The sequence below is a fragment of the Pseudomonas sp. 43(2021) genome (genome assembly GCF_017490805.1).
Classification (GTDB): domain Bacteria; phylum Pseudomonadota; class Gammaproteobacteria; order Pseudomonadales; family Pseudomonadaceae; genus Aquipseudomonas.
Genome location: NZ_JAFGYJ010000017.1, coordinates 1 through 22,035 on the forward strand (window position 1 = coordinate 1; position 22,035 = coordinate 22,035).

The window sequence follows — 22,035 nt, forward strand, 5'->3', positions numbered from 1 at the left end:
AGCATTATAATGGCTGGAATATAGTTATATCAAGTATATTCTTTACTATTTCTGCGTGCGCTTCATCATCTCATCACACTTTAAACAAACCATCTAGTGAGGCAGAGAGCCTCCGTTTAAACGAGGCTTATCATCGCTTAACGACCGAGCACCCCGAGTTCAACTGGAAATTCGTTGAGGGGCTCAGCAATGATTAAACCTATCACATCACTGGCAGCTTGTATTTTTATCGCTGCACCTTCGCTCTCGTTTGCAGCTTGCAAGTTTTACGACGGCCATTCACAAAAACAGATAAATATAAGTATACCTTCCACGCTTTCCATCCCCAGAGACGCAGCAGTCAACACCGTGATTTACGAATCCCCGGCTATGACCTTTAATGGCAACGCATCGTACGAATGCTCGACCACATTCACGAACGGGATTAAAAACAACGCGGGTGCGGATTCAACGTCAACTTATTTCCCAATAGGTAATACGGGGCTTTCGTGGCAGTGGATTTATCAGGGAAATGCATATATCGGATTTGGCGGTGGAACACCTCGACAACCTGGCGGATACGGATTCAATACCACTACAAACGCCCTACGCATAGTTAAAACGGGAGAAATCTCACCAGGCGCAACCATACCAGCCGGAGTCCTAGGGTATATACAAATAGAATCGGCAAGCGTAAGACCTTTAGCAATGGCAACTGATAATAGCTCAGCCATTATACTTCAGTCGTGCGAAACTCCAAACATCGCCGTTACAATGGGCGAATACAACCTAAGCATATTTTCAAAAAATGGAAATTCCACTCCACCAAAAGCGTTCAATATACAATTGAATAACTGCCCGAGTGGGATCCAGAAAGTGAGCTATAGCTTATCTGCCACGTCAGGCTCCCCGGCGGTGGACAGTGCACTCGGCATTATCGAATTAAACAAAAGCTCGACAGCGAAAGGTATAGCACTGCAATTACTTGACCGCAATCAGGCCCCCATACAACTCGACAAAACTTATATCTTCAACGAATACTCCACAGGCGGAGGAAACTTCTCGATACCCTTGAACGCCAAGTATATCCGTACCTTACCGACTGGTAATAATGGCCAATATGATGAAGGGATGGGTGCTGGCTCCGCCAACAGCGAAGTGACCTTCGTTATGAATTATCTGTGACTACTGTCTGGAACGTGGCGGCTTTCCGATAGCTGTGAACGCCTGTGAACGCCTGTGGACGTCGTACCCACGTTCATATTGCTGACCAGCTATCGAGGTGGGCCATACTGTCACCAGCTCCCGCTCTAGCATCAGCCCGTGCTAGCAGCTTGAAGATGGCGACGCGTATCGCTGTTTGGTCTCAATACAGCTGTGGTTCAGCCATAAGCGCAGCCTAGTGCAGCGGAGCCAGATCCTTCCCCCGCGCCTTGGCGACAGCGCGCGACTGCCAGTCGGAGACCGCTTGGAATAGCGACTCGGCCAATAGCCGCAGGCGCTCGATTTCTTCAGGCGGCGCGCCACGGTCCTGGGCCTAGTGGTACTCCCGCATGGCGTCGACGGCCTTCTGAATCAGCGGCTCGCCTGCTTCGATCAACCCTGTACAGCTGCGCTTTTCCACTTCCCTGCTCCGTGCCAGCCAGCAGGCTCGTCGCCACACATCACCGTACCCGAGACCTCCGGCAAACACTTCAACCAGGCGGTCGAAGCGAAGGGCTTCAAGCATCGCCCTCAGTACAACTGCCGGCACACTTATGCCACGATGTGCCTCATGTCAGGGATGAACCCGGCTTTCATTGCAGGGCAGCTTGAGCACTCGGTTCAGGTGCTCCTTTCCACCTACGCGAAATGGCTGAATTCGGCTAACGACTGGACCAAACTGGCGAAGCTGGAAGCGAACGTAATTGGTACAGGATTAAATTTCGTTCACGTTGCGCCCTTTGGATATAAGGCATTCGACAGGCGTTCAGCCATACTCCAGAGATGTTTTCCGCGTTTTGGTGAGTTTTCGAAAGTGAGGAAAGCCCGTGTTTACGGGCCTTCCAGCCCTCCCAGCCACGCTGCATCCCACCCCAAAACACAGCCATTGGTACAAAAATTGGTACGAGCCGGCTGTACACCTATCCAGTGGTTTCCAACCCGTCTCCCGGCGTTCTGCCGACCTAACCCCAACCCCCTTTACGCCCCGAAGTCAAACGCCTCTGGCGATTGCGTCGTCACGTAGTGCGCCAGGTAGTTGTCCAGCACCGACTCTGGATCCTCGAGCAGGCGGTAATCGGCAAAGTCATCGTTCTTAACGTGATAGACCTTCCCATCGCACTTGCCTTCGTCAAGAAACAGGGCATCGCCCGCATCAGTCAGCAGCCAGCAACGCAGGTAGTGCTCGGAACTCGCCTGAATGCTTTTGACGAAATCCCTGATCATGGCCTTCTTCACCCCACGTAGCACTCGATAGCGTTCGATTGACAGACGTCCGCTGTAGGAAAACGGGGTGTTGGTCCAATCAATGGACAGATAGGAATACTCGGTCAGCATAAAAGAATCGAAATAGCGATACAGCTCCTTCCAACGGGGCGGCAGCATCGCACATTTTCTTTCGAACTCTGCCCCCTCTGCTACACGTGTTTCGGATATCAGGTAGAAGAATAGGTTTAGCGCGCGCCCTTCAGCCGCAAGCGATACTAACCAAGTACCCTCAAAACGCTCGCACAGCACTATCGGCAGCGCATACTCACGCTCGATTGCCGCCACGGTACGAGGAAAAGCGGCAGCAAAGCCAGGAAACATTTTACCTACGCAGGCGCCTAGTTTATCGATCACCACGCTGCTCACGTGCGGCCGCTGGGCCTCGCCAACATCGACTGCGCTCGTGCAGACTAAATCGTACCCATCCTTGTCAAGCATCATCTATCCCTATTCGAGTTCCATCGTCTGGAAACCTGTATCGGCCGGACGGATCATTCCTCCAGCTCCGGTATAGGCTCGGCCATGATCGGTACTAAATAGATCTGTATTGCCCACATTACCATGCGCTATGCAATGGGGTTTAGCGGGTGGGGATGTGTAGGTTTTACTGGCTGAAACTCCCCTCTATCCCCCACCAAAACGCACTGGTTGGTTCGGCGATTGGTCCGGCAGCCTTCAGGCGTCTGCGATGCCGATTCGGCATAACGGTCGCAACCTGGTATCGAATCAACGGATTTGCAATCCGGTCTCAACCTGCTATTTTATTGGAGCAAATCGCTCAACCCCCTGTATCCATTGGGGTTTCCCTCATTTTCCTGCATCTTGATTCATCATCATTTGGGACATTCAATGTCCCAGATTTGTCCCACGCTTCTTGCCGTCCCTCTCCGGCGTTCTGCCGACCGATTCCCTTCCTTTATATAACTCCTCACAGATCCGCGCCATCCAGCGCCCACAGCCTGGCCGACTCGACCAGTTCGAGCATATCGACCTCTCGCCGCCTGCGCGCGGCATAGGCCATCTCATCGAGCGCTGCTGCACGCCCATCGGGATCCTCGACCAAGGCAACCTAGTCGTCCAGTTCTGACACCCAGGCCTGCGGTACCCCGGCCATCATTCCTATCTGCACCGTCCGCTTTCGACCCATTGCGGACATTCAACAGAGGCTACAATACAGCACCAAATCACCAGCAACTGCCTGCCCTACTGTCTTCCTCAATAAAGCTCGCAATCGCATCAAGGTGTTGTATTGGGAGCGTCGACAGCCAGTCTCTGCCTAGCGTTCGTGCGCCAGTCGCCATGAAGGCGAGAGCTGTGATTTCTCCACGCCGCGGCACGGCGTGATAGAAGGCACGTGTCAGGCGCCCGAAGACCCTCGATAAGTGCTGCCCCTGCCTGAGGGCCTAAAGCATTGGTTAGGGGCCGTCAGCATCCTGCCCCGGGGCGACGGAATGCTGCATCCTTAAAATGAATTGCTGGGTTTCGGGCAATAGTTTCTGGAACACCTCGTCCAGTTCCGGGGCAATCTGGATATCCCCGCCTCGTAAACCCTGGGCAACCTGATCCTGGTAACGCTCAACAAAACGCTGCCGGATGTGCAGTGCCTCGGGGGTATCGTTGGCGACAAGTTCTTCAAGAACCCCTTGCACTGCCTGCATGAACACCAAGCTGCGCTTGTACTGCTGGTCTCGAAGCCTGGATTGCTCGAGCGCTGCTGCATAATGCTCATCCATGACCTCAACCCTTGCCTGCAACAGGTCATTGGTGCTCTGCAACGCCTCAAACGCTTTTGACATTCCCGTCGTCTGTCCGCCCTCGGCGCGCTTGCCCGCTTTCGCGACTTGGGAGAGTTGTTGGTACATCAGGTCAATCATTGTCTCCTGGCGCTCAACAACGGCCCTGAGCTGCACTGCCTCCTCGAAATACTGCCGGAGATGCCCCCTCAGCGGCTCCAATTTTTCATTGGCGCACGCCGCCCCCGCATCCCAGCCTTGCGAGTAGCCTTGGGAATGCCCTTCATCGAAGCCCTCCTTGCGCCCTTCTTGCTGCCCCTGGCTGCGCCCGACATGCAAGTTGGAGATCGCATGGTCCAGCGACCCGGTATAACCGCCATCCAGGCCGCCACCGCGCCTGCCCGCACCCCAGTTGTGATCCATCCGCCACCTCCTTTGATCCGCCTGTCGTTAGCATGCCCACCGGCAGTCTGGCACAGGGTGGCGGATGAATGTCAGCGTCGTACAGCGCTCGGAATCGGGCAACATTAGTGTGGGTAGCCTTGGGCTGGCCATGTCCTTGTTGCTGCCAGTACCATCAAAGTGCACCGTGACGTGCAATGAATCATTCATGCCATTTCCCTATGAACATACGTCGGATCAGTCCGCATTCAACTTCAGAATGTGATCACGTATTGCAAACCCGGCCTGGTCGATGAGTGGCTCCCAGAACTCACGCCCCCTGGTCATGAGTGGCGATCCTCGCAAAGCGTCCGCCGAGGCATGCAGTGCAAGCACTCCGAACTCTTCAGCCATGCTGGTGACGCTGCGCTTACGCCTGTCCAGGTTGTCATACGGTTTCTGATACCACGTCGCGATCTGGAACTCGACACCCTGCTCTTCGAACTTGGCGTACAGATGAGAGACCAGTGAAATGATGGTTTCGCGAATCAGGCCAGGGTCAACGCCCTGTCTTTCCAGGAAAGCCTGGGTAGCAATCTGGGCAACCGCAGACAGATCTTCGTGGGTATAGCCAGACATCGGCGGAAAAACGCCATCCGGCAATTCCATCTCGGCACCTAAGTCGTGGCAGGTATTTTCATCATCTTGCATGAAGGGCTCCAGAGCAGTTCAGCTCATGAAAATGAATGCCGACAAAGTGCAGTTGAACACATGCAGCCCTTGCTGGGCGAGTGTGGCCAGGCTTACCCAGCGCTCGTAACGCCGGTCGAGGGCTCCATCCTGGCTCGCGAGTTTGCCCACGAACGTGCCGCACAGCAGGCTGACGTCAGCCAAGACTGGCTGAACGCTGCCGATATACCCACCACAGGGATCATCGAGTCAGCCGCAGACGGCATCTGGAACATGAACCCTTAGCCAAAAATGCAGGCACAAAACCGACAAAAGCAGGTGAATTCACGCGCTATCGCGAAGCAGTCTTGAACTGCCGGGTGCTGTCCTTGCACCCCATGGATGCAACCGTGAACAACACCTCATACCGCGTGTATGCACTGGCATAAATGCTCGATGGCCTAGGCCCCTTGTCCACGGTCTTGCTGTATGCAAGCACCGCATCGCACGCGATAGCATCCACGACCTGGTTGCTGACACTAGCCGCACGCTGGCGCATCCCCAGCTCGAACTGCGCATCATCCAGAACAACCGGCGTACGCGCTGGCGTGGTCGCCAATGCAGCGTAAGTCCCTTGGGTTTCCCCCAGCAAACGTACGGCAATCGTGATACCGCCACCGTTCTCGATCCGCGGATACCCGGCAAACCGCGCAGTGAACTTATCCGTAGCCGCCAACTGGCTTACCGTGCGACCCACCACTTTGGCCCAGTATTCATTTGGCGGATTGGACGGCTCATAAGCTGGCGCCCCTCGATCATAGGGCTTGCCCGCCATCCTGAGCTGCTCCTGGCGCAAGAAGTAGCTGGAGCGGCATTTATTACTAATCTGCGCCTCCAGCGGCCGACCAGACTTTGCGCTGTAAAGCAAAGCAGATGCGCATTGCAGCTCGAACTGCCCATTGAGGTACAGTGGCTCACCGGTCCCCAGCGGGCTTATAGTGGGGATAAGGTTGACCGCCCCCCCACCTGCACCACCCGCAACCCCGGTCACAAGGGCATTAGGCATCATCGAGGTCAGCGAATTGACAGCCTCGTCCGAAAAGCGAATCTTGGTGGTCCCGTCCGGCATCTGCTCGGTGGTTACACAGCCCGCCATTCCCGCAGTCGCCAGCAGGAGCAGGATGAGTTTGTACTTGGTCATGCTTGTGTCCTTACTTGAAAAATCGAACCAATTTATCAACCCCACCTGCCTACAAGGTGAGGCCTTAGTTTACCGTGGCATTACTGGCTTACAGTTCCACGGCAACAACGCTTCGAAGTCACCAACTGTTGACGTATGCGGCAACAGTTTCAGTGCGTAGCGCAGCCACGCATAGGGGCGCTGGCTATCGATCCATTGAAACTCGCATGAATGTGACGATGTTAGGCCAGACCGACTCAATACGCATGACGCTGAGGTTGCCTGAGCATCACGCAAGCAAAGGGCGAAGGAAGGTTCTCTCGTAGCTCACGATGAACTTCAATTCGGACGCTTCCTCAACCAAACGTACACATTCAGGATCGACTGCGGCTTCTTGCCGATACCGTTCGTAGTCGGCAAGGCTGGAGAAGCTAAAGAGGCAATACGCGACGTTATTTGCTCCTTCAGCCGGTAGGAAGTAGCCGTGATGCTGGCCACCCATTCGGGTTACTACCGGAATCCAAGAGCGAGAATAGCGTTCGAACGCATTGATCTGATGGGGGTCGATGATGTACCGGACATGACAGGTGATCATGAAATCGTTCCTTGATTTGGGATCGCTATTTTAGGGGGGGGCAACGACGGGTCAAGAGCAATGACAATCGATCACGTGCGGATGTGATTCTTGAGTCGCTCTTGGTTTGGTACCTCGAATGGCTGCAAAGGGTCGAAAGCAGCCATTCACGACCGGCAACTAACGCCCCCTAGCCGCGGGGCGCATCGAGCGGCTCAAGCTGCCTCTTCATCCTCAATCAGTGCCCACAGCCTAGCCGTCTCGGCAAACTCCAGCATGTCGGCCAACTGACCCGCATCAACGTCCCCGCGTCGGTGCGAAGAAATCGCGAGCTCGGCAAGCACCGCGGCTCGGCCATCAGGATCAGCAACCAGGGCAACCTGGTCATTCAGCTCGGCCAGCCAAGCCTGCGGAAGTTCAGTTGCCATAAGCGCCCACCACCCGGCACCACCAGGATTGGGCGTACAGTACCCCGTCAATTTCCTCGACACCGTTGATGTTGATGCCGAGCTGGGCCATGCCATTGAGCTTGGCGTCGTGCAGCCGGGGGATGATGTCGGGCCCGGGTGACGGGTTGAACACCCACGCCTGGGTCGACACCCGGCCCAGCGGCTCACTGTGGTGGTCGCCGATATGGATGTCGGCCCGCAGGGGCTGGATCTTCCTGAGCTGATCGGAAGGGATGGCCACGCCATTCACACGGCGGCGAACGAGGAGGAAGTACATGCTGCACCAAATACTGTATATAGATACAGTATTTCAGCATCAGGCAAAGCACCCGCGCCAGTACCGCCCGGCGGACTATGCTTGTTTGCTCAGGCAGGAGGGAGGCGTATGTGTGGAAGGTTGAGCCAGTACCGGGGTATACACGACTTCGTTGAAACCCTGAGCCTGCCAGAATCCTGGAGGAACAACGTCGGCGACCAACCGCTTGGCCGTTACAATGTCGCGCCAACCACGCCGGTGGCAGTGCTGCGGGTGGATGATGCAGGCCCGCGGGCGGACCTGGTGAGGTGGGGATGGCGGCCGCATTGGGCGACCGACCGTGCTGCGCCGATCAACGCCAGGGTCGAAAAAGTGGCACACGGCACATTCTTCCGAGCGATCTGGCCGCACCGAGCCATCACACCCATCGACGGCTGGTACGAATGGGTTGATGAGGGTGGACCGAAGAAGCAGCCGTATTACATCCGCCGCTGGGACGGGCGCCCAGCCCTATGCGCCAGCATCGGCCAGTTCGCCGGCAGCGAGCACGACGGGTTTGTGATCATCACCGCCGACGCCCAGGGCGGCATGGTCGATGTTCACGACCGCCGGCCTGTCGTGCTGTCACCTGAGCTGGCGCACGAGTGGATCGCGGCAGGAATGCCGAGCGAGCATGCAGAGCAACTGGTGCTCAACTTGGGCGAGCCGGCCGAGGCCTTCGAGTGGTACCGGGTCAGCACGGACGTTGGAAATGTGCGGAACCAAGGGGCAGAGCTGATCAACCCAATCAGTGAGCCTGGCCAGCAGGGCCGCCTAACGCTTTGAGCTGGTAGTCGGTGACCGCCTGGAACTGCGACTCGGCAATCATCCGCAGACGCTCCACCTCTTCCGCCGGTTCATCAGAAGCCAGCGCCTCATGGTAACGCTTCAATGCCTCTACGGCGTCGGTATACATGGGATGGTCAGGGTAAAGGATCGGCGGCTTACACTTCATCGGGGTCCATCCTGAGGAGGCCATCATTGAATGGTAGACGGTGCCCGCCCCGCTTGGATTAACTGGTAATCGATAACCGCTTGGTATAGCGAATCCGCAAATAGGCGTAGACGCTCGACCTCTTCAGGCGGCGCGCCACGATCCTGGGCCTGGTGGTACTCCCGTATGGCGTCGATGGCCTGCTGGATCAGCGGCTCGCCGGCTTCGACAATCCCAATGAAGGTGCGCTTGTCCATTGCCCTGCTCCGATCAGTTGACTAGCGCATCATACTCTCGCGACCCAAGCGGCGACGGTTCGGGAGTACCAATGTGGGTCGAAAACCTGTTATTTGAGGAAAATCCTCTTTGCTGCCAGGATGGCCGCAGCACCCGCTAAACCAACAGGACCGCCAATGATAGTGGCTGCGCCAATGACTGCAGCACTACTCATTGCTTCCTTCGCCGCGACTTTGACCGCCGTCTTAACCGGTTCTTCAGATTGTGAGGCCGCAGCTACGACAGCAGCTACACCTGGGACGATAGTGGTTCCAGGAATACCGGCGGCGCGGAGCACATTTCTAATCTGCTCACTGGTCGAAGCTCCGTAAATGCACCAGCTCACAAAATGCTCGCAATTGTTGGTGACGAGGTTGTAGGAGTTTTCACCCAAGCGCGAATATCCTCGGGCAATTCGCTCTTCGGGATCGTAAACAGCAGCAGGATGAGACAAAACAGTGGTTGGGTTTCCGCCACTAAACCGATCCAAGCTGGCTCTGCAGATAGGCCCCGAAACACTGTCTCCGAAGCCGGAATAGTGAAGGACCTCTCCACATCCAATGTAGATACCATGATGCGTATAACCTGCCCGTAGGCTTACGAGATGGTCTCCCCGACGCATTTGGATGCTCCTTAAAAACGGAAACCAATCATGGCACCGCGCCATCCTCAGAACAATCGTTTCAAGGACAAATGCTATCTCGGGTCGCTGAATGCTCCACTATTTCTGATTTTTTGATGAATGGCTTCACATGCGATTCCTGCTATTCGGCTTCGCTCAAGCGCTGCCGCGAGGTCTCCCGCCATTCGGTCAGCTTCTTCAAGCAGTCCCCCGAGCACCACGACGGCAGAGGTTCCTGCCTGGCGCTGCTGGGTAGCGTTGGTATCGCAGGTTGCTGATCGGCCGGCGCGCAGTCGGGCGATTTCCCCGCGCAGCCCGCCAGCAGCAGACTCAGCAGCAGTAGCGCGGTCGGTGACCTCTTCCAGTTTCTTGCGTGCATGCTCACCTTCCTCGTCTGCCACCTTCTGGCGGCGTTTCTCCTCGGCGCGCGCTTGTGCTGCAACTCGCCGATTGTTCTCTGCGACCACCAGGCGGTAGTCGGCCAGTTCGGTGCGTGCCTCAGCCGTCCCGACCTGGGCTACCACCACCCGGTACTGCTGACCGCCGGCGACCAGCACCATGGCGATCAGCCACCAACACCAGGCCGGTCCCGCGCCAAGCCAGTTCACGCCAGCGCCCTCCGCACACCCTCGTCGATCACCTGGTCCGAGTACGGGTTGCCGCCGTTCTCGTGAACGATGATGCCGAGCACCATGCCGCGTAGCGTGGCCGGGTCCTTGATGTTGATCGGGTCGGCTGGCCGTACGCCCAGGCGCTTGGCTACAGCCGCAGCGTAAGCTTGGGTGTCGTTCTCGCTACTCGGCGCCCAGCGGTTGATGGTTTCGAGCACGGTATCGATGCCCTTCCCGCCCACGCTGGGCATTCCGTCTTTGCTGCGGTAGTTGATCAGCAGCTTGCCCAGGGCGCGGATGCCATTCTCGGGCTCGTCGAACCGGGCGAAACGCGGCTTTGGAGCGCCGACCTCCAAACCGAGCTGGCCCTGCCAGGCATTCCTTGGGTTGAAATCGATGTTGCCAGGGTTGTTGTTGCGTACACCTCGTGGTGTTGCCATAGGTTTTCTCCAGGCACAAAAAAGCCCGCACTGGGCGGGCTGTGTGAATTTGGTATGAGGGTCAGTTCTGCTTGTACATCTCGAATATCTTCTGCGCGTACAGGGAGTGGCCATAGTCGTTCGGATGCCACATTACGCCGGCGGACTTGCCGCGGCCCTGCGTCCCAAGGATCGCCGCAATGTCAGAAACGGACCTGTATGGGACCCGCTTCAACGCGGCGATTGAGCGCATTTCTTGATCGATTTTGACCTGGTCGGCGGGGTAGATCCCGTTCGACTCCAGCGCCGATGGGTACCAAGGGCCCACCGCGACGACCTTAGGGTGACTGCTCATCCCCTTGGCCATGTCCAGAAGGCGGCCGTAGTCAAAGCGAAACTGGTAGACATCAGCCTCGGCATCGTCGTGCTCACCAAGCTGGATCACCACCAGGTCTGGCCTCGCATCTGCAACGTTCCTGAAGCCTTGAATGCGCTCGGCAATGCTCCCGCCGCCTCCATAGGTGTGATAACAGCGGACAACTGGCTGACCTCGATCCTGTTGGATCAAGCGAGATACCACGCCGGGAAAGTCCATCTGATCGCTGGTTGCAGCCATGCCGGAAACGTGATCCCACCCAAGATCACGAATTGTCCCCTCGTTGACAGAGTGCCTGGTGATGCTGTCGCCAATGAACAGGATGCGGAAATGCCCAGGCTCCGGCGCTGGACATGCGATATGGTCGTCCAACTGTGACTTAGACCCAGCGAAGCAGGCAAAGCTGAAAACCAGTGACGCAAGGAATACAGCGGCGCGCATCGTCAACTCCTTTTTTCGATGCGCGCAATATACACGCGTTCCTTACAGCCATGGCCAAACTATGAGGATGTTTAAGCAACATCGGAAGGCTGCTCACCAGCATCCGCCGCAATTACCGTAACCGTGGCGGAGTAACGCTTGAGCAGTTGCGCAGTCCTCACGTGCGCGGTTGGTTGCTCCTCCAGCAGCTTGCGCGCCGCAGCGTCCGCCTCCTGCGCGCTGGCGTACTCATTTTGATGTATAGGGTCGAAGTTGTTGCTGGTGTTAATGACGATATATGGCATGCGCATTCTCCGGGCAAAAAAATACCGCCTAGTGGCGGTTGGGTTGGTTTAAGCGTTAGGTGAAGTTGGCATATCCGGCCATTCGATCGTATCGGGAAAGCCAGGCTGATCGGGCAATCGATTAAGCGCCACACGATAGCGCTTCCAAGCTTCCAAGGCGCCGATCTCACCGATAGTGGCGTCGTCCAAGTCCACTGCATCCTGTAGCGGCGCAATGGCCGTATCCGCTAGGGCCCTCCTCTGGCTAATCTCAGCCATAGCGGTATCTCGCTGTTGCTCGGCGGCCTCCTGGACTTTGTCCTCAGCGGTCACCAGGTGGCTCCAATCGATAGCGGCGTAGCCCTGCGCCGGCGCTGGCTGCTCTGCCTCCGGTATAGGCAACGCGACAAGGCCATCAGCAGGTGAAACGATGTCGCGCGGAAAACAGGCCTCCTGATTGGCGTCGACCGGAACAGGCAACTGCAGAGTAATGACCAATTCGCCCCCGATGCGCTCGACGGGGGCAATAATCCATGGGCACCGGGTTGCCTCACTTGGCAGCGTAGCCCCGTCGGGTAGTGGTGCGAAATCCAGCGTTAGCCCGTTGATGGTCAGGCTGTCGTCCTGCTTGTAGATCGTTAATGAGGCCGGTGTTAACGGGAGCACCGGGCTTAGCTTGATACGCATTAGAACCACCTGCCTATTGCAACGTACTGATACTGAATGTCAGCGGTTGTGGCGAACCGATATGACCATGAGTTCGCTTCTGCGAAGGTTGTAGACGCCCCCCACCAAACGCCGTTGTAGGCCTGCTGACCGATAGCAGATTGGTCTCCGCTCGCCGCGACGGAAGTCAACGGAGTGGTAAATATTTTGGGAACGGCTGCAAACACAGCCGGAAAATTAGATCGCCCAATGGATAGGCTACCCAGCGCTTGTTTAGGTAGGGTGATTAACCCCAAGCAAATTTGGGTGCCATCCGCGAAGCGAATGAAGTCACCGTTAGAATTTGCCCCCCTTTGGAAAAGCGCACCCGTGGGCGCTCCAGCGGTCTGGCTGACAGTTCCGAGAACGTTGGTCTTGAGATATGCCGTTGCGATTAAGCTATATAGTTCGTCAAAGTTCGCAATCGCCTTGAGCCAGGCGCTTCGACGATCGTCCCCTCCGGCGCCGCTGGGCGCGGTGCCGAGGTTGATGGTTTGCTTCGCCATAATAGTTCCTTAAAGCGGCTTCATTGGCCTGGAAGCGAACAGCGTTCGCCCGTTGGCTGTGAGCGGATTGATCCCCGATCCGTTGTCGCAATACATCTGCAGCACAGATCTGTTTCCAGGCAGAAAACCGCCAAAATTGGCGCGAAATGGTTGGGTTGTTTGTCCAATGGCAGTGACAGAAAACAAGGCATTCGCCAAGACATAATCTTGGTAACTCCCGGTCCAGGGCATTTGATTGCTAGGCGCATACCAAGCCCCACCTGTGAGCGGATCCCCAGCCACAACAAAGGAGTTGGACGCAGGCTGGCCATTGAGCAGCGCCAGGTTAGCGGTGGTGACAAATGTCCGGTTGCCTGCAGCGTCCCGGACCGAGGCTCCGTATTGCCCCGGAACTGCATCCGGCACCATGTAACTCGCGCAGAACCAGTTGATCATCATCGGATAAAGGGCAGCTTCTCCATGCCCGCTTTGGTTGTTCCAGGCTTTCAGCCTGAATCCGGTCCAGTTCCCTGGGCTACCTTTCACCGAAAAGTTACCGACCATCATGTAGTCATCGGCATTCAGAAAGACCATGGGTCGTTCATACGTGGTGATCGGCGCAGCGAAGTTCACATCTGCCCATTGGATCTGGTTCCTGCTACCAGGTCCCTGGAAGCCAATGTTGAACCTGCCGTTGTAACGAACCGTTAGCACCTGGTTAATTGAGTCGATCTGCGTTCGAATGTTGTTGTTCGAAGCGCGGATGCCATAAGAACCAGGAGCAGCGAACGGCTCGCCACCCAACGACAGAATCATCACCTGCCAGGTCTGGGTGTAGGGTTGCCGCAGTTGCAGCTGCCCCGTCGAGTACCATGCTTGTGGGCTGCTTGTGTTTTCTCCTCCGTCATACAGTGCGTCCACGACCACGAACGACTGCGCCTGGATCTCGGGAATGGAGATGTACTGGTCGAACGCTCCGTTGCCGGCAACCTGCATCATTTTCAGCGAACGCACCGAGGTGATGGTGGTGTCCAAGGTGATAGCCCCGGACGCATCGCGCGTCCGGAGCCCATACAGATCAGCCATCAGGTAAGTCTCCCCACTGCTGTCCGCTCGATGCCGTTGGCGTCATAGACGTACAGGCCGCCGTTGTTGAGCAGCGTCGAACCGTTGGCATCCTGCCCCCTTAGTGTGAACGTGCCCGCTGCGAAGTTGATCTCAAGCAGCGGTAGGCCCTGGGTGTTCAGCGCAGCAGATCGAATGGTCATACCGGCCACAATTTGCTGGATGAACGCGGTATTGATCACCGCCTGGTTGATGAACACCTGTCCGCCTTCGACTACGAACGGCAGGATCGTCTGGCCATTCAGGCTGTCGATGATCGCCAGCCGTTGGGCCATCAGCAGGATCTCCCCCTCCTCCCCATTACTGCCGATCGCGATGCCCGAGACGACCTTTCGGCCGCCTTGGTTCGTTTCGACCTTCAGCGTGGTTTGAGCCGATACCCTGCCATTGATGTCAGCCATGACCTCGCTGACCTGCTGGACCGACGCATTGGTCTGGCCTAACTGCGCCTGGACCGTCTCGACCTGCCGCCCCATTGCGATGCCGTCCGCGATCCGAGCCGATTGCTCGGTCCAGACGCCTACCAGGCCACCCGTTGCGCCGGCCAGGCCGGAGCTGTCACCTTCCATTTCCGGATTCACCTGGACATACAGCCCGTCCAGGCGGCTGGCCTGCGCGGTGATCGCGGTGCCCTGCTGCTTCACAGCCGTGTCCATCTGGCTGATCGCAGTAGCCTGGCCGCCAACCGCTCGAGCACTGGGGCCAGCGACAAATGGCGACGGGACGTTACTCTCCCCGATGCGCTTTTCGATCATCACCGAATCGATCACCAAGGTCAGATCGGCAACGGCAGTCCGGTTCAGGTAAAGCGTAATGGCTGCACGGGTGCTGTCCGTAACCGTGATCGGCAGGGTGATCCTTGTCCTGCTCGTGGTGTACGCCACGTCCGCGGAGATTCGCCCTGTGCCATCGAACAGCGAGGCCCTCATGGAACCTGCCGCGCTGCCTCGTACATACATGGATATCAGGTAGACGCCAGGCTCGATCCTGACGTTGTAACCGGCCACGTTATTGGTCGGGCTGAGCATCAGGAAATGCCCTGCTGTAGCCAAACCACCGACCTGATAGCCAAAGCCGGAGTCAGCCTCAGGAACTGCTACCCCAGCCCGCGTCACACCTGACGAAGAGACCAATGCTGGTAGCACTGTGGACGTTAACCAGCTGTACTCGTCACTGAGCAGGTTGGCGCCATTCCCCCCGATGCCCCCCACGCTGCTTTGAAGCTGCGTGAGCGCCTGGCCCTGACTGGTCAGTGTGCTGCCTTGCTGGGTGACACTCGCACCTAGGGTGCTGATGGCATCCGCGTTAGCAGTGTCAGCAGCTGTGATCCGCCGCCCCACGATGTTGCACCACAGCGCTCTCCCTGTGCCGTCAGCCGGCTGAATACGGGTCAGAAAACGCGCTGACACCGCTGTGGGCGGCGCCGTGATGCGCCCCGAAAAGGTCTGGAATCCACCGCCGGCCGAGAACGTGAAGGCGGTGACGTAACCGATGCTCGCCCCGGCCTTGTCGAAGAACTGCATCTGGAAGTTGCCGGTCTGCCCGGTGGTCATGTAGGCCCGATAGATGTCGGCAGACAGGTCGAACTGCTCGCCTCCGGTGGTCAGCACGTTGGCAGCTACGCCGCAGAAGCTGTTCGCCGTGAACGAAATCGCCTTGCCCGCTGACGCATGGGCAGTGAGACCGGCAATCGTCGGCCCAGCAGTCCATGGATCGGTCATCCCATCCTCGAAACTGCCACGTAGCACCAGGTTGTCCGGCTGCTGGTTCAAGGAAGCCTTCAACTGGGTCAACGAGGAGCCCTGACTTTCGATCGTGTTGCCTTGACTGGTGACTGTAGACTGCAAGGTCTGCAGCGCCGACGCATCCGCTTTGGAAGCCAGCTGCGTCAGTGCCGACTGGGCTGCCGCCGCCGCGTCGGTAGCCACCTTATCGGTCACCGCCACCCACGCCGAACCGTTCCATCGCTTCGGTGTATTGGCGGCGCCAGTCGTGTCGATCCACAGGTTCTCGGCTTGCCGGTCGGCGACCGCCGGTGTGCCGGTCTGGTACAGCACCTTGCCCTTGCTACCCGCCAAATCGGACGCCGCCTGTGCCGCCTGTTGGGCGGTCGTGACATTGCCGTTGGTGGTTTGCAGGCTGTTGGTCAGGTTGGTGATGCTGTTGCCCTGACTGGACAAGGTGTTGCCCTGGTTTGTCACGGTGGTGCTGAGCGCCTGCAGCGCCGAAGCATCCGCTTTGGTCTGAGCAACCGCTAGGGCGTTGGCCGCTGCCGCAGCAGCATCCGTGGCTGCCTTGTCAGTGACCGCCACCCAGGTGCTACCACTCCAGCGCTTCGGCGTATTAGCGTTGCCGGTCGTATCGATCCAGAGATTCTGGCTCAACCGATCAGCCACATCAGGCGCCGCTGATTGCACAATCACCTTGCCCTTGCTACCAGCCAGGTTCGACGCTGACTGCGCAGCCTGCTGCGCCACAGTGACGTTCTGATTGGTAGTCGCCAGGCTATTGCCCAAGTTGGTGATCGAGTTGCTGGCCGACGACAGTCCGCTCTCGGTCTGCGTCACCCGCACATCCAGCGCCTGGTTGGCCGCCGCCAACACGCCAGTTGCACGCGCGGACGGCCCCGCCACGAATGGCGAAGGGACATTGCTCTCGCCCACCCGCTTCTCGACCATGATCGAGTCCACAACCACCGAGGCGCTGGCCGCAGCATGGCGGTTCGGGTAAATCAGCAGGCCGACCTTGCCGCTGTCCGTAATGGTGATCGGGAACGTGATGCGCGTACGCTCCGTGGTGTACGGCTGGATCACCGAACGAGAAGTAACCCCGTCGTACAGGTTGGCCATCATGGAGCCGGCCGCGCCACCTTTCACATACATCGACACCAGGTAAACCCCGGGTTCGACCCGAATGTTGAGGTTTGCCTGGTTGTTGGCCGGGGCCATGACGATGTACGAAAAGACGCTGTCGGTCGCGGCATGCAGGGAATAGCCGAATCCGGAGTCAGCCTCAGGAACGGCCACGCCGGTTTTGGTCAACAAAGCGCCGCCCGTGACTGGCAAGGTGGGCGAGGCAAGCCAGCTGTAGTCACTGTCGAGCAGGTTGGCACCGTTGCCCGCCAGGCTACCGATTGAGGCCTGCAGGCCCGTGAGCGCATTACCCTGGCTCGTCAGTGTGTTGCCCTGACTGGTCACAGTATTGCTCAGTGTCTGCAGCGCCGAGGCGTCCGCCTTCCCTTGCGCAACGGTCTGCAGGTCGTTGTTCAGCTGGGTCAGCGCCTGACCATGGCTGGTCAGGGTAGTACCCTGCTTAGTAACGGTGGTCGTCAGGTTGCTCAGCGCATCAGCGTTGGCTGCGTCAGCTGCTGTCACCCGGCGTGCCAGGATATTGCACCAGAGCGAGCGCCCGGTACCGTCCGCTGGCTCGGTTCGGGTCACAAACCGGGCCGAGACCGCCCCCTCCGGCGCAGTGATCCGACCGGTGTACGTCTTGAAACCGGTGGTTCCCGCCGGCACCGTGAACGCGGTGAAGTAGCCCAGGTTGGTGTTGGTCTTGTCGTAGAACTGCATCTGCAGGCGGGTGGTCTGCCCGGCCGTCATGTAGTTCGGCCAGATGTCCGCCGCCAGGTCGAACTGCTCACCGCCCTTGGTCAAGACGTTGAAGCCTATGCCGCAGAAGCTGTTGTCGTAGAACGAAACGCCCTTCCCTGCCGACGGGTGCGCCGAGATATTGGTGATCATGGGGCCATTCGTCCAAGGATCAACCAGACCATCCTCGAAGCTGCCACGTAGGAGCAGGTTATCGGGCTGCTGCCCGATCGAGGCCTTGAGCTGGGTGAGCGCCGCACCTTGACTGGTCAGGGTATTGCCCTGACTTGTCACGGTGGAGTCCAGCGCTTGAAGCGCCGAGGCATCGGCCTTGTTCGCCACCTGCGCCAGCGCGCTGGCAGCCGCCGCTGCAGCATCGGTCGCCACCTTGTCGGTGACGGCCACCCAGGCACTGCCGTTCCAGCGTTTGGGCGTATTCGCCGCGCCGGTCGTGTCGATCCACAGGTTCTCAGCCTGACGGTCGGCCACCGCCGGCACCGCCGACTGGTACAGCACCTTACCCTTGCTCCCGGCCAGACTGGCCGCAGCCTGAGCGGCCTGCTGAGCCGTGGCAACGTTGCCGTTGGTGGTTTGCAGACTGTTGTTGAGCTCGGTGATGCTGCTGCCCTGGCTCGACAGCGTGTTGCCCTGATTCGCCACCGTGGTGCTCAGCGTTTGCAGAGCAGATGCATCAGCCTTGCCGGCCAACTGCGACAATGCCGACTGCGCAGCCGCGGCGGCATCCGTGGCCACCTTGTCCGTCACAGCCACCCACGCGGTACCGTTCCAGCGTTTCGGGGTGTTGGCGTTGCCGGTGGTGTCGATCCAAAGGTTCTGCGCCAGGCGGTCTGCAGCGGCCGGCGCAGTTGCTTGCACCAGCACCTTACCTTTGCCCCCCGCCAGCGTAGCCGCGTCCTGGGCGGCTTGCTGGGCGGCGGTGACGTTCTGGTTAGTGGTGGTCAGGCTGCTGGTCAGCGCAGTAACAGCAGAGGCGTTCGCCTCATCTCCGCTGATCCTGGCTGTGCGTTCATCTACAACCGAAGCCACCGACGCAGATGGCGCGATCTGACCGACTGCAATCCAGTCGATTTCGAACACATCGCCCGCCGCCGAGCTGAGCCACAGGTAGAACCTGGTGATCGTATTCTCCGACCAGTCGCTACCGCCGTTGGTCAGCTGCGACATGTCCCATTCGAGGACCATGGTCTGGCCGATCGCCAACCCCGGGTCGGCGATCAGCTTGCGGTACGACGAAGACGAAGCATGGCCCGCCGTAACGTAGGTCACCTGACCATTCCAGCCCGATCCTGCGCGCCGCGTGATACGGCAGCGAATACGATCGTGATCGCGCCCCTTGATCGAAACCACCGGCGAGTTCAGGTATGCCGCACCAGTATCGTCATTGGTCACGATCAGCCGGCCGTTTTCTACTGCGACGGCGCAGCGCGTACCGGTCCAGCCTTCAACGGACGAGGCAAAGCCGTAGTTAAGCGTGGAATCGAACCCGCCCGACTCGGCGCGCAGGCTCGCAATCTGCGAAGCCATAGCGGCATCCGCAGTGGTCCGCGCCGTGGTCTCGTTGCTGATCGCCGCGGCGTTTGAGGCGGTGCTAGCCGCCACGGTGTCGATACGCTGCCCCAGCGCCGAGTCGGCATTGGCCCGGGTGGTGGCCTCCGCCTGGATCGCGGCGGCGTTGTTGCCAGCCGAAGCCGTGACGGTGTCGATCTTCTGGCTCAGCGACTCATCCGCCGACTGGCGGGCCTGTGCCTCGCTGGTGATTGCCGCACCGCGAGCCTGGGCCTCGGACAGCAGGCCCTGCGCACGGGCTGCCGATTCATCACTGATAGCCTTGGTCCTTGCCTGGGTTTCGACGGCAATCGCCTTGTTGCGGTCCACCACCTCGGTGGCAATGGCCTGGTTCCTGGCCGTCGTTTCAGCGGCGATGGCCTGGCCGCGGGCCGTGGCCTCGGCCGCAATAGCTTGTCCGCGCGCTGTCGCTTCAGCAGCGATCCGCTGGGCGACAGAACCGTTCTGGGTAGGCGGCCCCGAGATCAGAGCGATTTCTTCCCGCAGCGCGGGCGCCAACTGGCCACCCTCGATCTTGTCCTTCAGCGCATCGAGCATGTTCTCGACATCAGTCGATGTAGAGGCCACGACTTTCAGGAAGGCGCTCACCCCGTAGGCATTCTTCGAGCGAACGAAATAGGCATAGTTGGTGGCAAACGCCAGACCGGTGTGGGTCAGGGACAGGCCTTGGCCCAAGTACTGACCCTCGGTTGCCTGCGGGTTCGTCGAGAAGAAATACTCGTAGGTGCCGCCATTCAGTCCATGCAGTATGTTGCCCGGGATCAGGGTAATGGTGTCAATGGTCGCCTGAACAACGCACGACTCTGGGATCGGCGGACCATCGATGCTCACCGTGATGCTGGCCTCGCCGGAACGAGTCAGCGGCCCAAGAGCGGCCACGCTCATGGTGTAGCTACCCGATGACAGACCGGACAAAGGTAGCTTGAGCGCCGTCGCCGGCACCTGTTGCGCCTGAACTGCGGTCGAGCCTTGGCGAACCGTGATGGCGTAGCTGGTCACCACGCCAGAAGGTGCCGCCCACGACAAAGTGCCTTGTACCGACTCGGCGTTATCATCGGTTGACCAAGTGAGCCCAGTGGGACTCCCGAGGCCACCAGCCGGCAGTTTGATAAAGCCGATTGGGTTGTATGGCTGGCCAACGGCGTCGTCAAACTGTGCGGGGTCGTACTGCTGCAGCTGGGCAGTACACCCTTGGTCCGAGCCCATACTCCAGTTGGTTACGATAAACTCGCCCAGGATGTTCAGCGACGGCAGGTGCACGCGCACGGCGCGGCCCGGCCGGCAGTTGTAGCCCATGAAGTTCATCGGCACGCTGATGGTGCCGCCTGCACGCCGGCGGCGCAGCTCGATGTTCGCCAAGCGCTGGGCCTGGTACGCATCAGTGACGTAGGAAAAGGACAGCGTTTCTGCAGCCTCGCCGCCGTCCTCGATTACCCATTCTGAAATGCTGACCTCAGGGTAGTCGGTCTCCGTCCACGATTGAGAGGTGTCAATGAACGTGCCGCGCACCGTGTTGATCGCGGCGTCGTTGGTCGGCTCGGTGCTGCCGGTGATGGTGCCGACCACCATGTCCTCGGTGATATCGAAGTCGTACGGACCGTAGTAGGCCCCAGCCTGGAACATCCAGCGACCACCCACACGGATAGTCCGGCCGCCGCAGGCAGCTTCGAGCTTCTGCAGTACGTTCGTGCGCTGCTCGTCGGCGCCGATCACACAGCTGCTGCGATAACGCGGACTGGTGGTGTTATCAGGGTTGGCGACAGACTCGTCGCAGATATTGGCACCGCTGGCGAACGTCTCGAACACGATCTCATCGTCCGGCACGCCACAACGATTGCGCAGGTACCACAGGATGTGAAGCGCAGTGTTCTCGGTGTAAACGGCCGTTCCGCTGCGCGGGTCGTAGATGTCGTTGCGGCCACGGACGATGAAGCGTGCGTCAGGGATGCCAGAAGGGAATTTCTCGGCGCTGTACTTCAGCGACAGGCGCACGAACGACAGCCCACGGCCGATCTGCTCGTCTTTCCAGTCCGGGCAGTTGGCTTTGAGAAACGCGTTCACCTGGGTCGGGTTTACAACCAGCTCATAGGTCGCGTGCTCGCCGTAGGTGGCGATCTCCTCCTCGCCGAGGTAGATGTTCTCCAGAGCATCGACCGGGCCCTCGCAAAGGACGTAGACCAGGTGCAGCCATTCGCCATCGGTTTGGTCGCCGGCCTGCTCCTGAGCCCAGACCAAGACGCCGCCGGTACTGACGCGGCCAAGGATGAAGCGCGCTGGCGCCTTGGAGGAGCGAACGGTCTGGGCCGACGGCTCGTTGTCGCGCATCGGCGACTTGGTGTTCAGCTTCTCCTGCTGCTCAGCCATGTAGAAGGCCATGCCGGCGCCGATAGCCGCCCCCACCGGGCCGCCCTGGACAAAGCCAATCACCGCACCAACAGCTACCTGAGCAATCTTCTTAACGCCACCAGACATTATTCAACTCTCCAGACTGCAAGCGGGTCGCACACCACGCGGGCCACGCCGTCGTCAGTGGCCGCCCAGAATTCGTTTGCCCAGTACACGGCCATGGACCGGCCGCCAGGTGCGTTGTACATGGCGATGTCGCCGCGCTGGATGAACGCCGGTGCCACCCGGGCGAAGCAGGCATCCCAGGCTGCCTCGAGGCTGCCGTGCCGCTTCTTCAGCGCCCGCTTCGCCCCTGCCTCGGTCTTGTAGGTGCCGCGGTACGCTTCAGCCGGGTCGGTACCGCACACCGCTACCGCGCAGTCCGCCGCGAACAGGCAGCAGTCAAATTCACCCCATGAAAAAGGCCGCTCTATGGCGGCCTTGATCACTTCACTGAGGCGTGTGGTCCAGTCTCGGTAGCGCATGG

The 22,035-nt window shown here is 59.0% G+C and carries 23 protein-coding genes and 3 pseudogenes; 4 read left to right on the forward strand and 22 right to left on the reverse strand.

The genetic code is table 11. The features are described from left to right. Positions 1-189: 189 nt before the first annotated feature. Positions 190-1,164 carry a fimbrial protein gene (locus J5M71_RS29290; protein ID WP_243434215.1) on the forward strand — a complete coding sequence of 325 codons (975 nt, stop codon included), beginning with the start codon at positions 190-192 and terminating at the stop codon, positions 1,162-1,164. Positions 1,165-1,378: 214 nt separating this feature from the next. Here J5M71_RS29290 and J5M71_RS29295 read toward each other — a convergent pair. Then, positions 1,379-1,603, reverse strand: a pseudogene (locus J5M71_RS29295) (hypothetical protein). Positions 1,604-1,666: 63 nt separating this feature from the next. On the opposite strand from J5M71_RS29295, the pseudogene J5M71_RS29300 reads away from it, so the two are divergent. Next, positions 1,667-1,876 (forward strand): annotated as a pseudogene (locus J5M71_RS29300) (site-specific integrase); the annotation flags it as partial. A gap of 284 nt (positions 1,877-2,160) precedes the next feature. On the opposite strand, the gene J5M71_RS15685 reads toward J5M71_RS29300, so the two are convergent. The 4 genes from J5M71_RS15685 to J5M71_RS15700 form a co-directional block, all read right to left on the reverse strand. Further along, the gene (locus J5M71_RS15685; RefSeq protein WP_207833383.1) at positions 2,161-2,886 is read right to left on the reverse strand and encodes a hypothetical protein; all 726 of its coding nucleotides are present in this window, start codon (positions 2,884-2,886) and stop codon (positions 2,161-2,163) included. 490 nt (positions 2,887-3,376) lie between these two features. Next, positions 3,377-3,511 carry a hypothetical protein gene (locus tag J5M71_RS29565; protein WP_279382369.1) on the reverse strand — a complete coding sequence of 45 codons (135 nt, stop codon included), beginning with the start codon at positions 3,509-3,511 and terminating at the stop codon, positions 3,377-3,379. 352 nt (positions 3,512-3,863) lie between these two features. Further along, positions 3,864-4,604 carry a hypothetical protein gene (locus J5M71_RS15695; RefSeq protein WP_063912469.1) on the reverse strand — a complete coding sequence of 247 codons (741 nt, stop codon included), beginning with the start codon at positions 4,602-4,604 and terminating at the stop codon, positions 3,864-3,866. A gap of 216 nt (positions 4,605-4,820) precedes the next feature. Beyond that, the gene (locus tag J5M71_RS15700; RefSeq protein ID WP_060709829.1) at positions 4,821-5,273 is read right to left on the reverse strand and encodes a hypothetical protein; all 453 of its coding nucleotides are present in this window, start codon (positions 5,271-5,273) and stop codon (positions 4,821-4,823) included. 60 nt (positions 5,274-5,333) lie between these two features. Here J5M71_RS15700 and J5M71_RS15705 point away from each other — a divergent pair, with 60 nt between their 5' ends. Continuing rightward, complete coding sequence (locus J5M71_RS15705) at positions 5,334-5,537, forward strand: hypothetical protein (protein ID WP_207833385.1); 204 nt, start codon at positions 5,334-5,336, stop codon at positions 5,535-5,537. A gap of 46 nt (positions 5,538-5,583) precedes the next feature. Here the strand turns inward: J5M71_RS15705 and J5M71_RS15710 are convergent, their stop codons facing one another. From J5M71_RS15710 to J5M71_RS15725, 5 genes and pseudogenes are all read right to left on the reverse strand, one after another. After that, positions 5,584-6,432, reverse strand: coding sequence for a hypothetical protein (locus J5M71_RS15710; RefSeq protein ID WP_063912471.1), 849 nt, complete (start codon positions 6,430-6,432; stop codon positions 5,584-5,586). 69 nt (positions 6,433-6,501) lie between these two features. Continuing rightward, positions 6,502-6,624, reverse strand: a pseudogene (locus tag J5M71_RS29305) (transposase domain-containing protein); the annotation flags it as partial. A gap of 76 nt (positions 6,625-6,700) precedes the next feature. Next, the gene (locus J5M71_RS15715; protein WP_016714925.1) at positions 6,701-7,006 is read right to left on the reverse strand and encodes an NIPSNAP family protein; all 306 of its coding nucleotides are present in this window, start codon (positions 7,004-7,006) and stop codon (positions 6,701-6,703) included. Between the two features lie 194 nt (positions 7,007-7,200). Further along, positions 7,201-7,413, reverse strand: coding sequence for a hypothetical protein (locus J5M71_RS15720; RefSeq protein WP_063912472.1), 213 nt, complete (start codon positions 7,411-7,413; stop codon positions 7,201-7,203). Further along, entirely contained in the window at positions 7,403-7,711 is a 309-nt protein-coding gene (locus J5M71_RS15725) for a hypothetical protein (RefSeq protein ID WP_207833387.1), read from the reverse strand. The genes J5M71_RS15720 and J5M71_RS15725 overlap by 11 nt, the downstream gene beginning before the upstream one ends. A 108-nt stretch (positions 7,712-7,819) precedes the next feature. On the opposite strand from J5M71_RS15725, the gene J5M71_RS15730 reads away from it, so the two are divergent. Continuing rightward, complete coding sequence (locus tag J5M71_RS15730; protein ID WP_063912474.1) at positions 7,820-8,515, forward strand: SOS response-associated peptidase family protein; 696 nt, start codon at positions 7,820-7,822, stop codon at positions 8,513-8,515. Here the strand turns inward: J5M71_RS15730 and J5M71_RS15735 are convergent. The 12 genes from J5M71_RS15735 to J5M71_RS15790 all read right to left on the reverse strand — a co-directional run bounded on the left by J5M71_RS15735 (position 8,478) and on the right by J5M71_RS15790 (position 22,033). Beyond that, a complete protein-coding gene (locus J5M71_RS15735; RefSeq protein ID WP_207833389.1) occupies positions 8,478-8,684 on the reverse strand; it encodes a hypothetical protein in 207 nt (68 codons plus the stop codon). The genes J5M71_RS15730 and J5M71_RS15735 overlap by 38 nt on opposite strands. Positions 8,685-8,707: 23 nt before the next feature. Continuing rightward, complete coding sequence (locus J5M71_RS15740) at positions 8,708-8,920, reverse strand: hypothetical protein (RefSeq protein WP_207833392.1); 213 nt, start codon at positions 8,918-8,920, stop codon at positions 8,708-8,710. Between the two features lie 89 nt (positions 8,921-9,009). Continuing rightward, positions 9,010-9,561, reverse strand: a complete 552-nt coding sequence (locus J5M71_RS15745; protein WP_207833401.1) for a lecithin retinol acyltransferase family protein — start codon at positions 9,559-9,561, stop codon at positions 9,010-9,012. Between the two features lie 74 nt (positions 9,562-9,635). After that, positions 9,636-10,169, reverse strand: coding sequence for a DUF2514 family protein (locus J5M71_RS15750; protein ID WP_207833403.1), 534 nt, complete (start codon positions 10,167-10,169; stop codon positions 9,636-9,638). Then, positions 10,166-10,612: a structural protein P5 gene (locus J5M71_RS15755; protein WP_207833405.1), complete on the reverse strand. Its 447-nt coding sequence runs from the start codon at positions 10,610-10,612 to the stop codon at positions 10,166-10,168. The genes J5M71_RS15750 and J5M71_RS15755 overlap by 4 nt, the downstream gene beginning before the upstream one ends. Positions 10,613-10,673: 61 nt before the next feature. Beyond that, the gene (locus J5M71_RS15760; protein WP_207833408.1) at positions 10,674-11,408 is read right to left on the reverse strand and encodes an SGNH/GDSL hydrolase family protein; all 735 of its coding nucleotides are present in this window, start codon (positions 11,406-11,408) and stop codon (positions 10,674-10,676) included. A 71-nt stretch (positions 11,409-11,479) separates the two neighbouring features. After that, positions 11,480-11,692, reverse strand: coding sequence for a hypothetical protein (locus tag J5M71_RS15765; protein WP_207833410.1), 213 nt, complete (start codon positions 11,690-11,692; stop codon positions 11,480-11,482). A 48-nt stretch (positions 11,693-11,740) separates the two neighbouring features. After that, complete coding sequence (locus J5M71_RS29310) at positions 11,741-12,358, reverse strand: tail fiber assembly protein (protein WP_243434216.1); 618 nt, start codon at positions 12,356-12,358, stop codon at positions 11,741-11,743. Next, positions 12,358-12,882 (reverse strand): hypothetical protein, encoded by a 525-nt coding sequence (locus J5M71_RS15775; protein ID WP_207833412.1) that lies wholly within the window; start codon positions 12,880-12,882, stop codon positions 12,358-12,360. Before J5M71_RS15775 ends, J5M71_RS29310 begins: the two co-directional genes overlap by 1 nt. 9 nt (positions 12,883-12,891) lie before the next feature. Next, positions 12,892-13,947, reverse strand: a complete 1,056-nt coding sequence (locus J5M71_RS15780) for a hypothetical protein (protein ID WP_207833414.1) — start codon at positions 13,945-13,947, stop codon at positions 12,892-12,894. Then, positions 13,947-21,635: a DUF1983 domain-containing protein gene (locus J5M71_RS15785; protein WP_207833902.1), complete on the reverse strand. Its 7,689-nt coding sequence runs from the start codon at positions 21,633-21,635 to the stop codon at positions 13,947-13,949. Before J5M71_RS15785 ends, J5M71_RS15780 begins: the two co-directional genes overlap by 1 nt. After that, positions 21,635-22,033: a hypothetical protein gene (locus J5M71_RS15790; RefSeq protein WP_207833423.1), complete on the reverse strand. Its 399-nt coding sequence runs from the start codon at positions 22,031-22,033 to the stop codon at positions 21,635-21,637. Before J5M71_RS15790 ends, J5M71_RS15785 begins: the two co-directional genes overlap by 1 nt. Between the last annotated feature and the right edge of the window lie 2 nt (positions 22,034-22,035).

Bases quoted from the DNA above. Each gene is read 5' to 3' on its own strand.
- J5M71_RS29290 (WP_243434215.1), top strand. From the start codon at position 190: ATGATTAAACCTATCACATCACTGGCAGCTTGTATTTTTATCGCTGCA.
- J5M71_RS15685 (WP_207833383.1), bottom strand. From the start codon at position 2,886: ATGCTTGACAAGGATGGGTACGATTTAGTCTGCACGAGCGCAGTCGAT.
- J5M71_RS15695 (WP_063912469.1), bottom strand. From the start codon at position 4,604: ATGGATCACAACTGGGGTGCGGGCAGGCGCGGTGGCGGCCTGGATGGC.
- J5M71_RS15700 (WP_060709829.1), bottom strand. From the start codon at position 5,273: ATGCAAGATGATGAAAATACCTGCCACGACTTAGGTGCCGAGATGGAA.
- J5M71_RS15705 (WP_207833385.1), top strand. From the start codon at position 5,334: ATGCAGCCCTTGCTGGGCGAGTGTGGCCAGGCTTACCCAGCGCTCGTA.
- J5M71_RS15710 (WP_063912471.1), bottom strand. From the start codon at position 6,432: ATGACCAAGTACAAACTCATCCTGCTCCTGCTGGCGACTGCGGGAATG.
- J5M71_RS15715 (WP_016714925.1), bottom strand. From the start codon at position 7,006: ATGATCACCTGTCATGTCCGGTACATCATCGACCCCCATCAGATCAAT.
- J5M71_RS15720 (WP_063912472.1), bottom strand. From the start codon at position 7,413: ATGGCAACTGAACTTCCGCAGGCTTGGCTGGCCGAGCTGAATGACCAG.
- J5M71_RS15725 (WP_207833387.1), bottom strand. From the start codon at position 7,711: ATGTACTTCCTCCTCGTTCGCCGCCGTGTGAATGGCGTGGCCATCCCT.
- J5M71_RS15730 (WP_063912474.1), top strand. From the start codon at position 7,820: ATGTGTGGAAGGTTGAGCCAGTACCGGGGTATACACGACTTCGTTGAA.
- J5M71_RS15735 (WP_207833389.1), bottom strand. From the start codon at position 8,684: ATGAAGTGTAAGCCGCCGATCCTTTACCCTGACCATCCCATGTATACC.
- J5M71_RS15740 (WP_207833392.1), bottom strand. From the start codon at position 8,920: ATGGACAAGCGCACCTTCATTGGGATTGTCGAAGCCGGCGAGCCGCTG.
- J5M71_RS15745 (WP_207833401.1), bottom strand. From the start codon at position 9,561: ATGCGTCGGGGAGACCATCTCGTAAGCCTACGGGCAGGTTATACGCAT.
- J5M71_RS15755 (WP_207833405.1), bottom strand. From the start codon at position 10,612: ATGGCAACACCACGAGGTGTACGCAACAACAACCCTGGCAACATCGAT.
- J5M71_RS15760 (WP_207833408.1), bottom strand. From the start codon at position 11,408: ATGCGCGCCGCTGTATTCCTTGCGTCACTGGTTTTCAGCTTTGCCTGC.
- J5M71_RS15765 (WP_207833410.1), bottom strand. From the start codon at position 11,692: ATGCCATATATCGTCATTAACACCAGCAACAACTTCGACCCTATACAT.
- J5M71_RS29310 (WP_243434216.1), bottom strand. From the start codon at position 12,358: ATGCGTATCAAGCTAAGCCCGGTGCTCCCGTTAACACCGGCCTCATTA.
- J5M71_RS15775 (WP_207833412.1), bottom strand. From the start codon at position 12,882: ATGGCGAAGCAAACCATCAACCTCGGCACCGCGCCCAGCGGCGCCGGA.
- J5M71_RS15780 (WP_207833414.1), bottom strand. From the start codon at position 13,947: ATGGCTGATCTGTATGGGCTCCGGACGCGCGATGCGTCCGGGGCTATC.
- J5M71_RS15785 (WP_207833902.1), bottom strand. From the start codon at position 21,635: ATGTCTGGTGGCGTTAAGAAGATTGCTCAGGTAGCTGTTGGTGCGGTG.
- J5M71_RS15790 (WP_207833423.1), bottom strand. From the start codon at position 22,033: ATGCGCTACCGAGACTGGACCACACGCCTCAGTGAAGTGATCAAGGCC.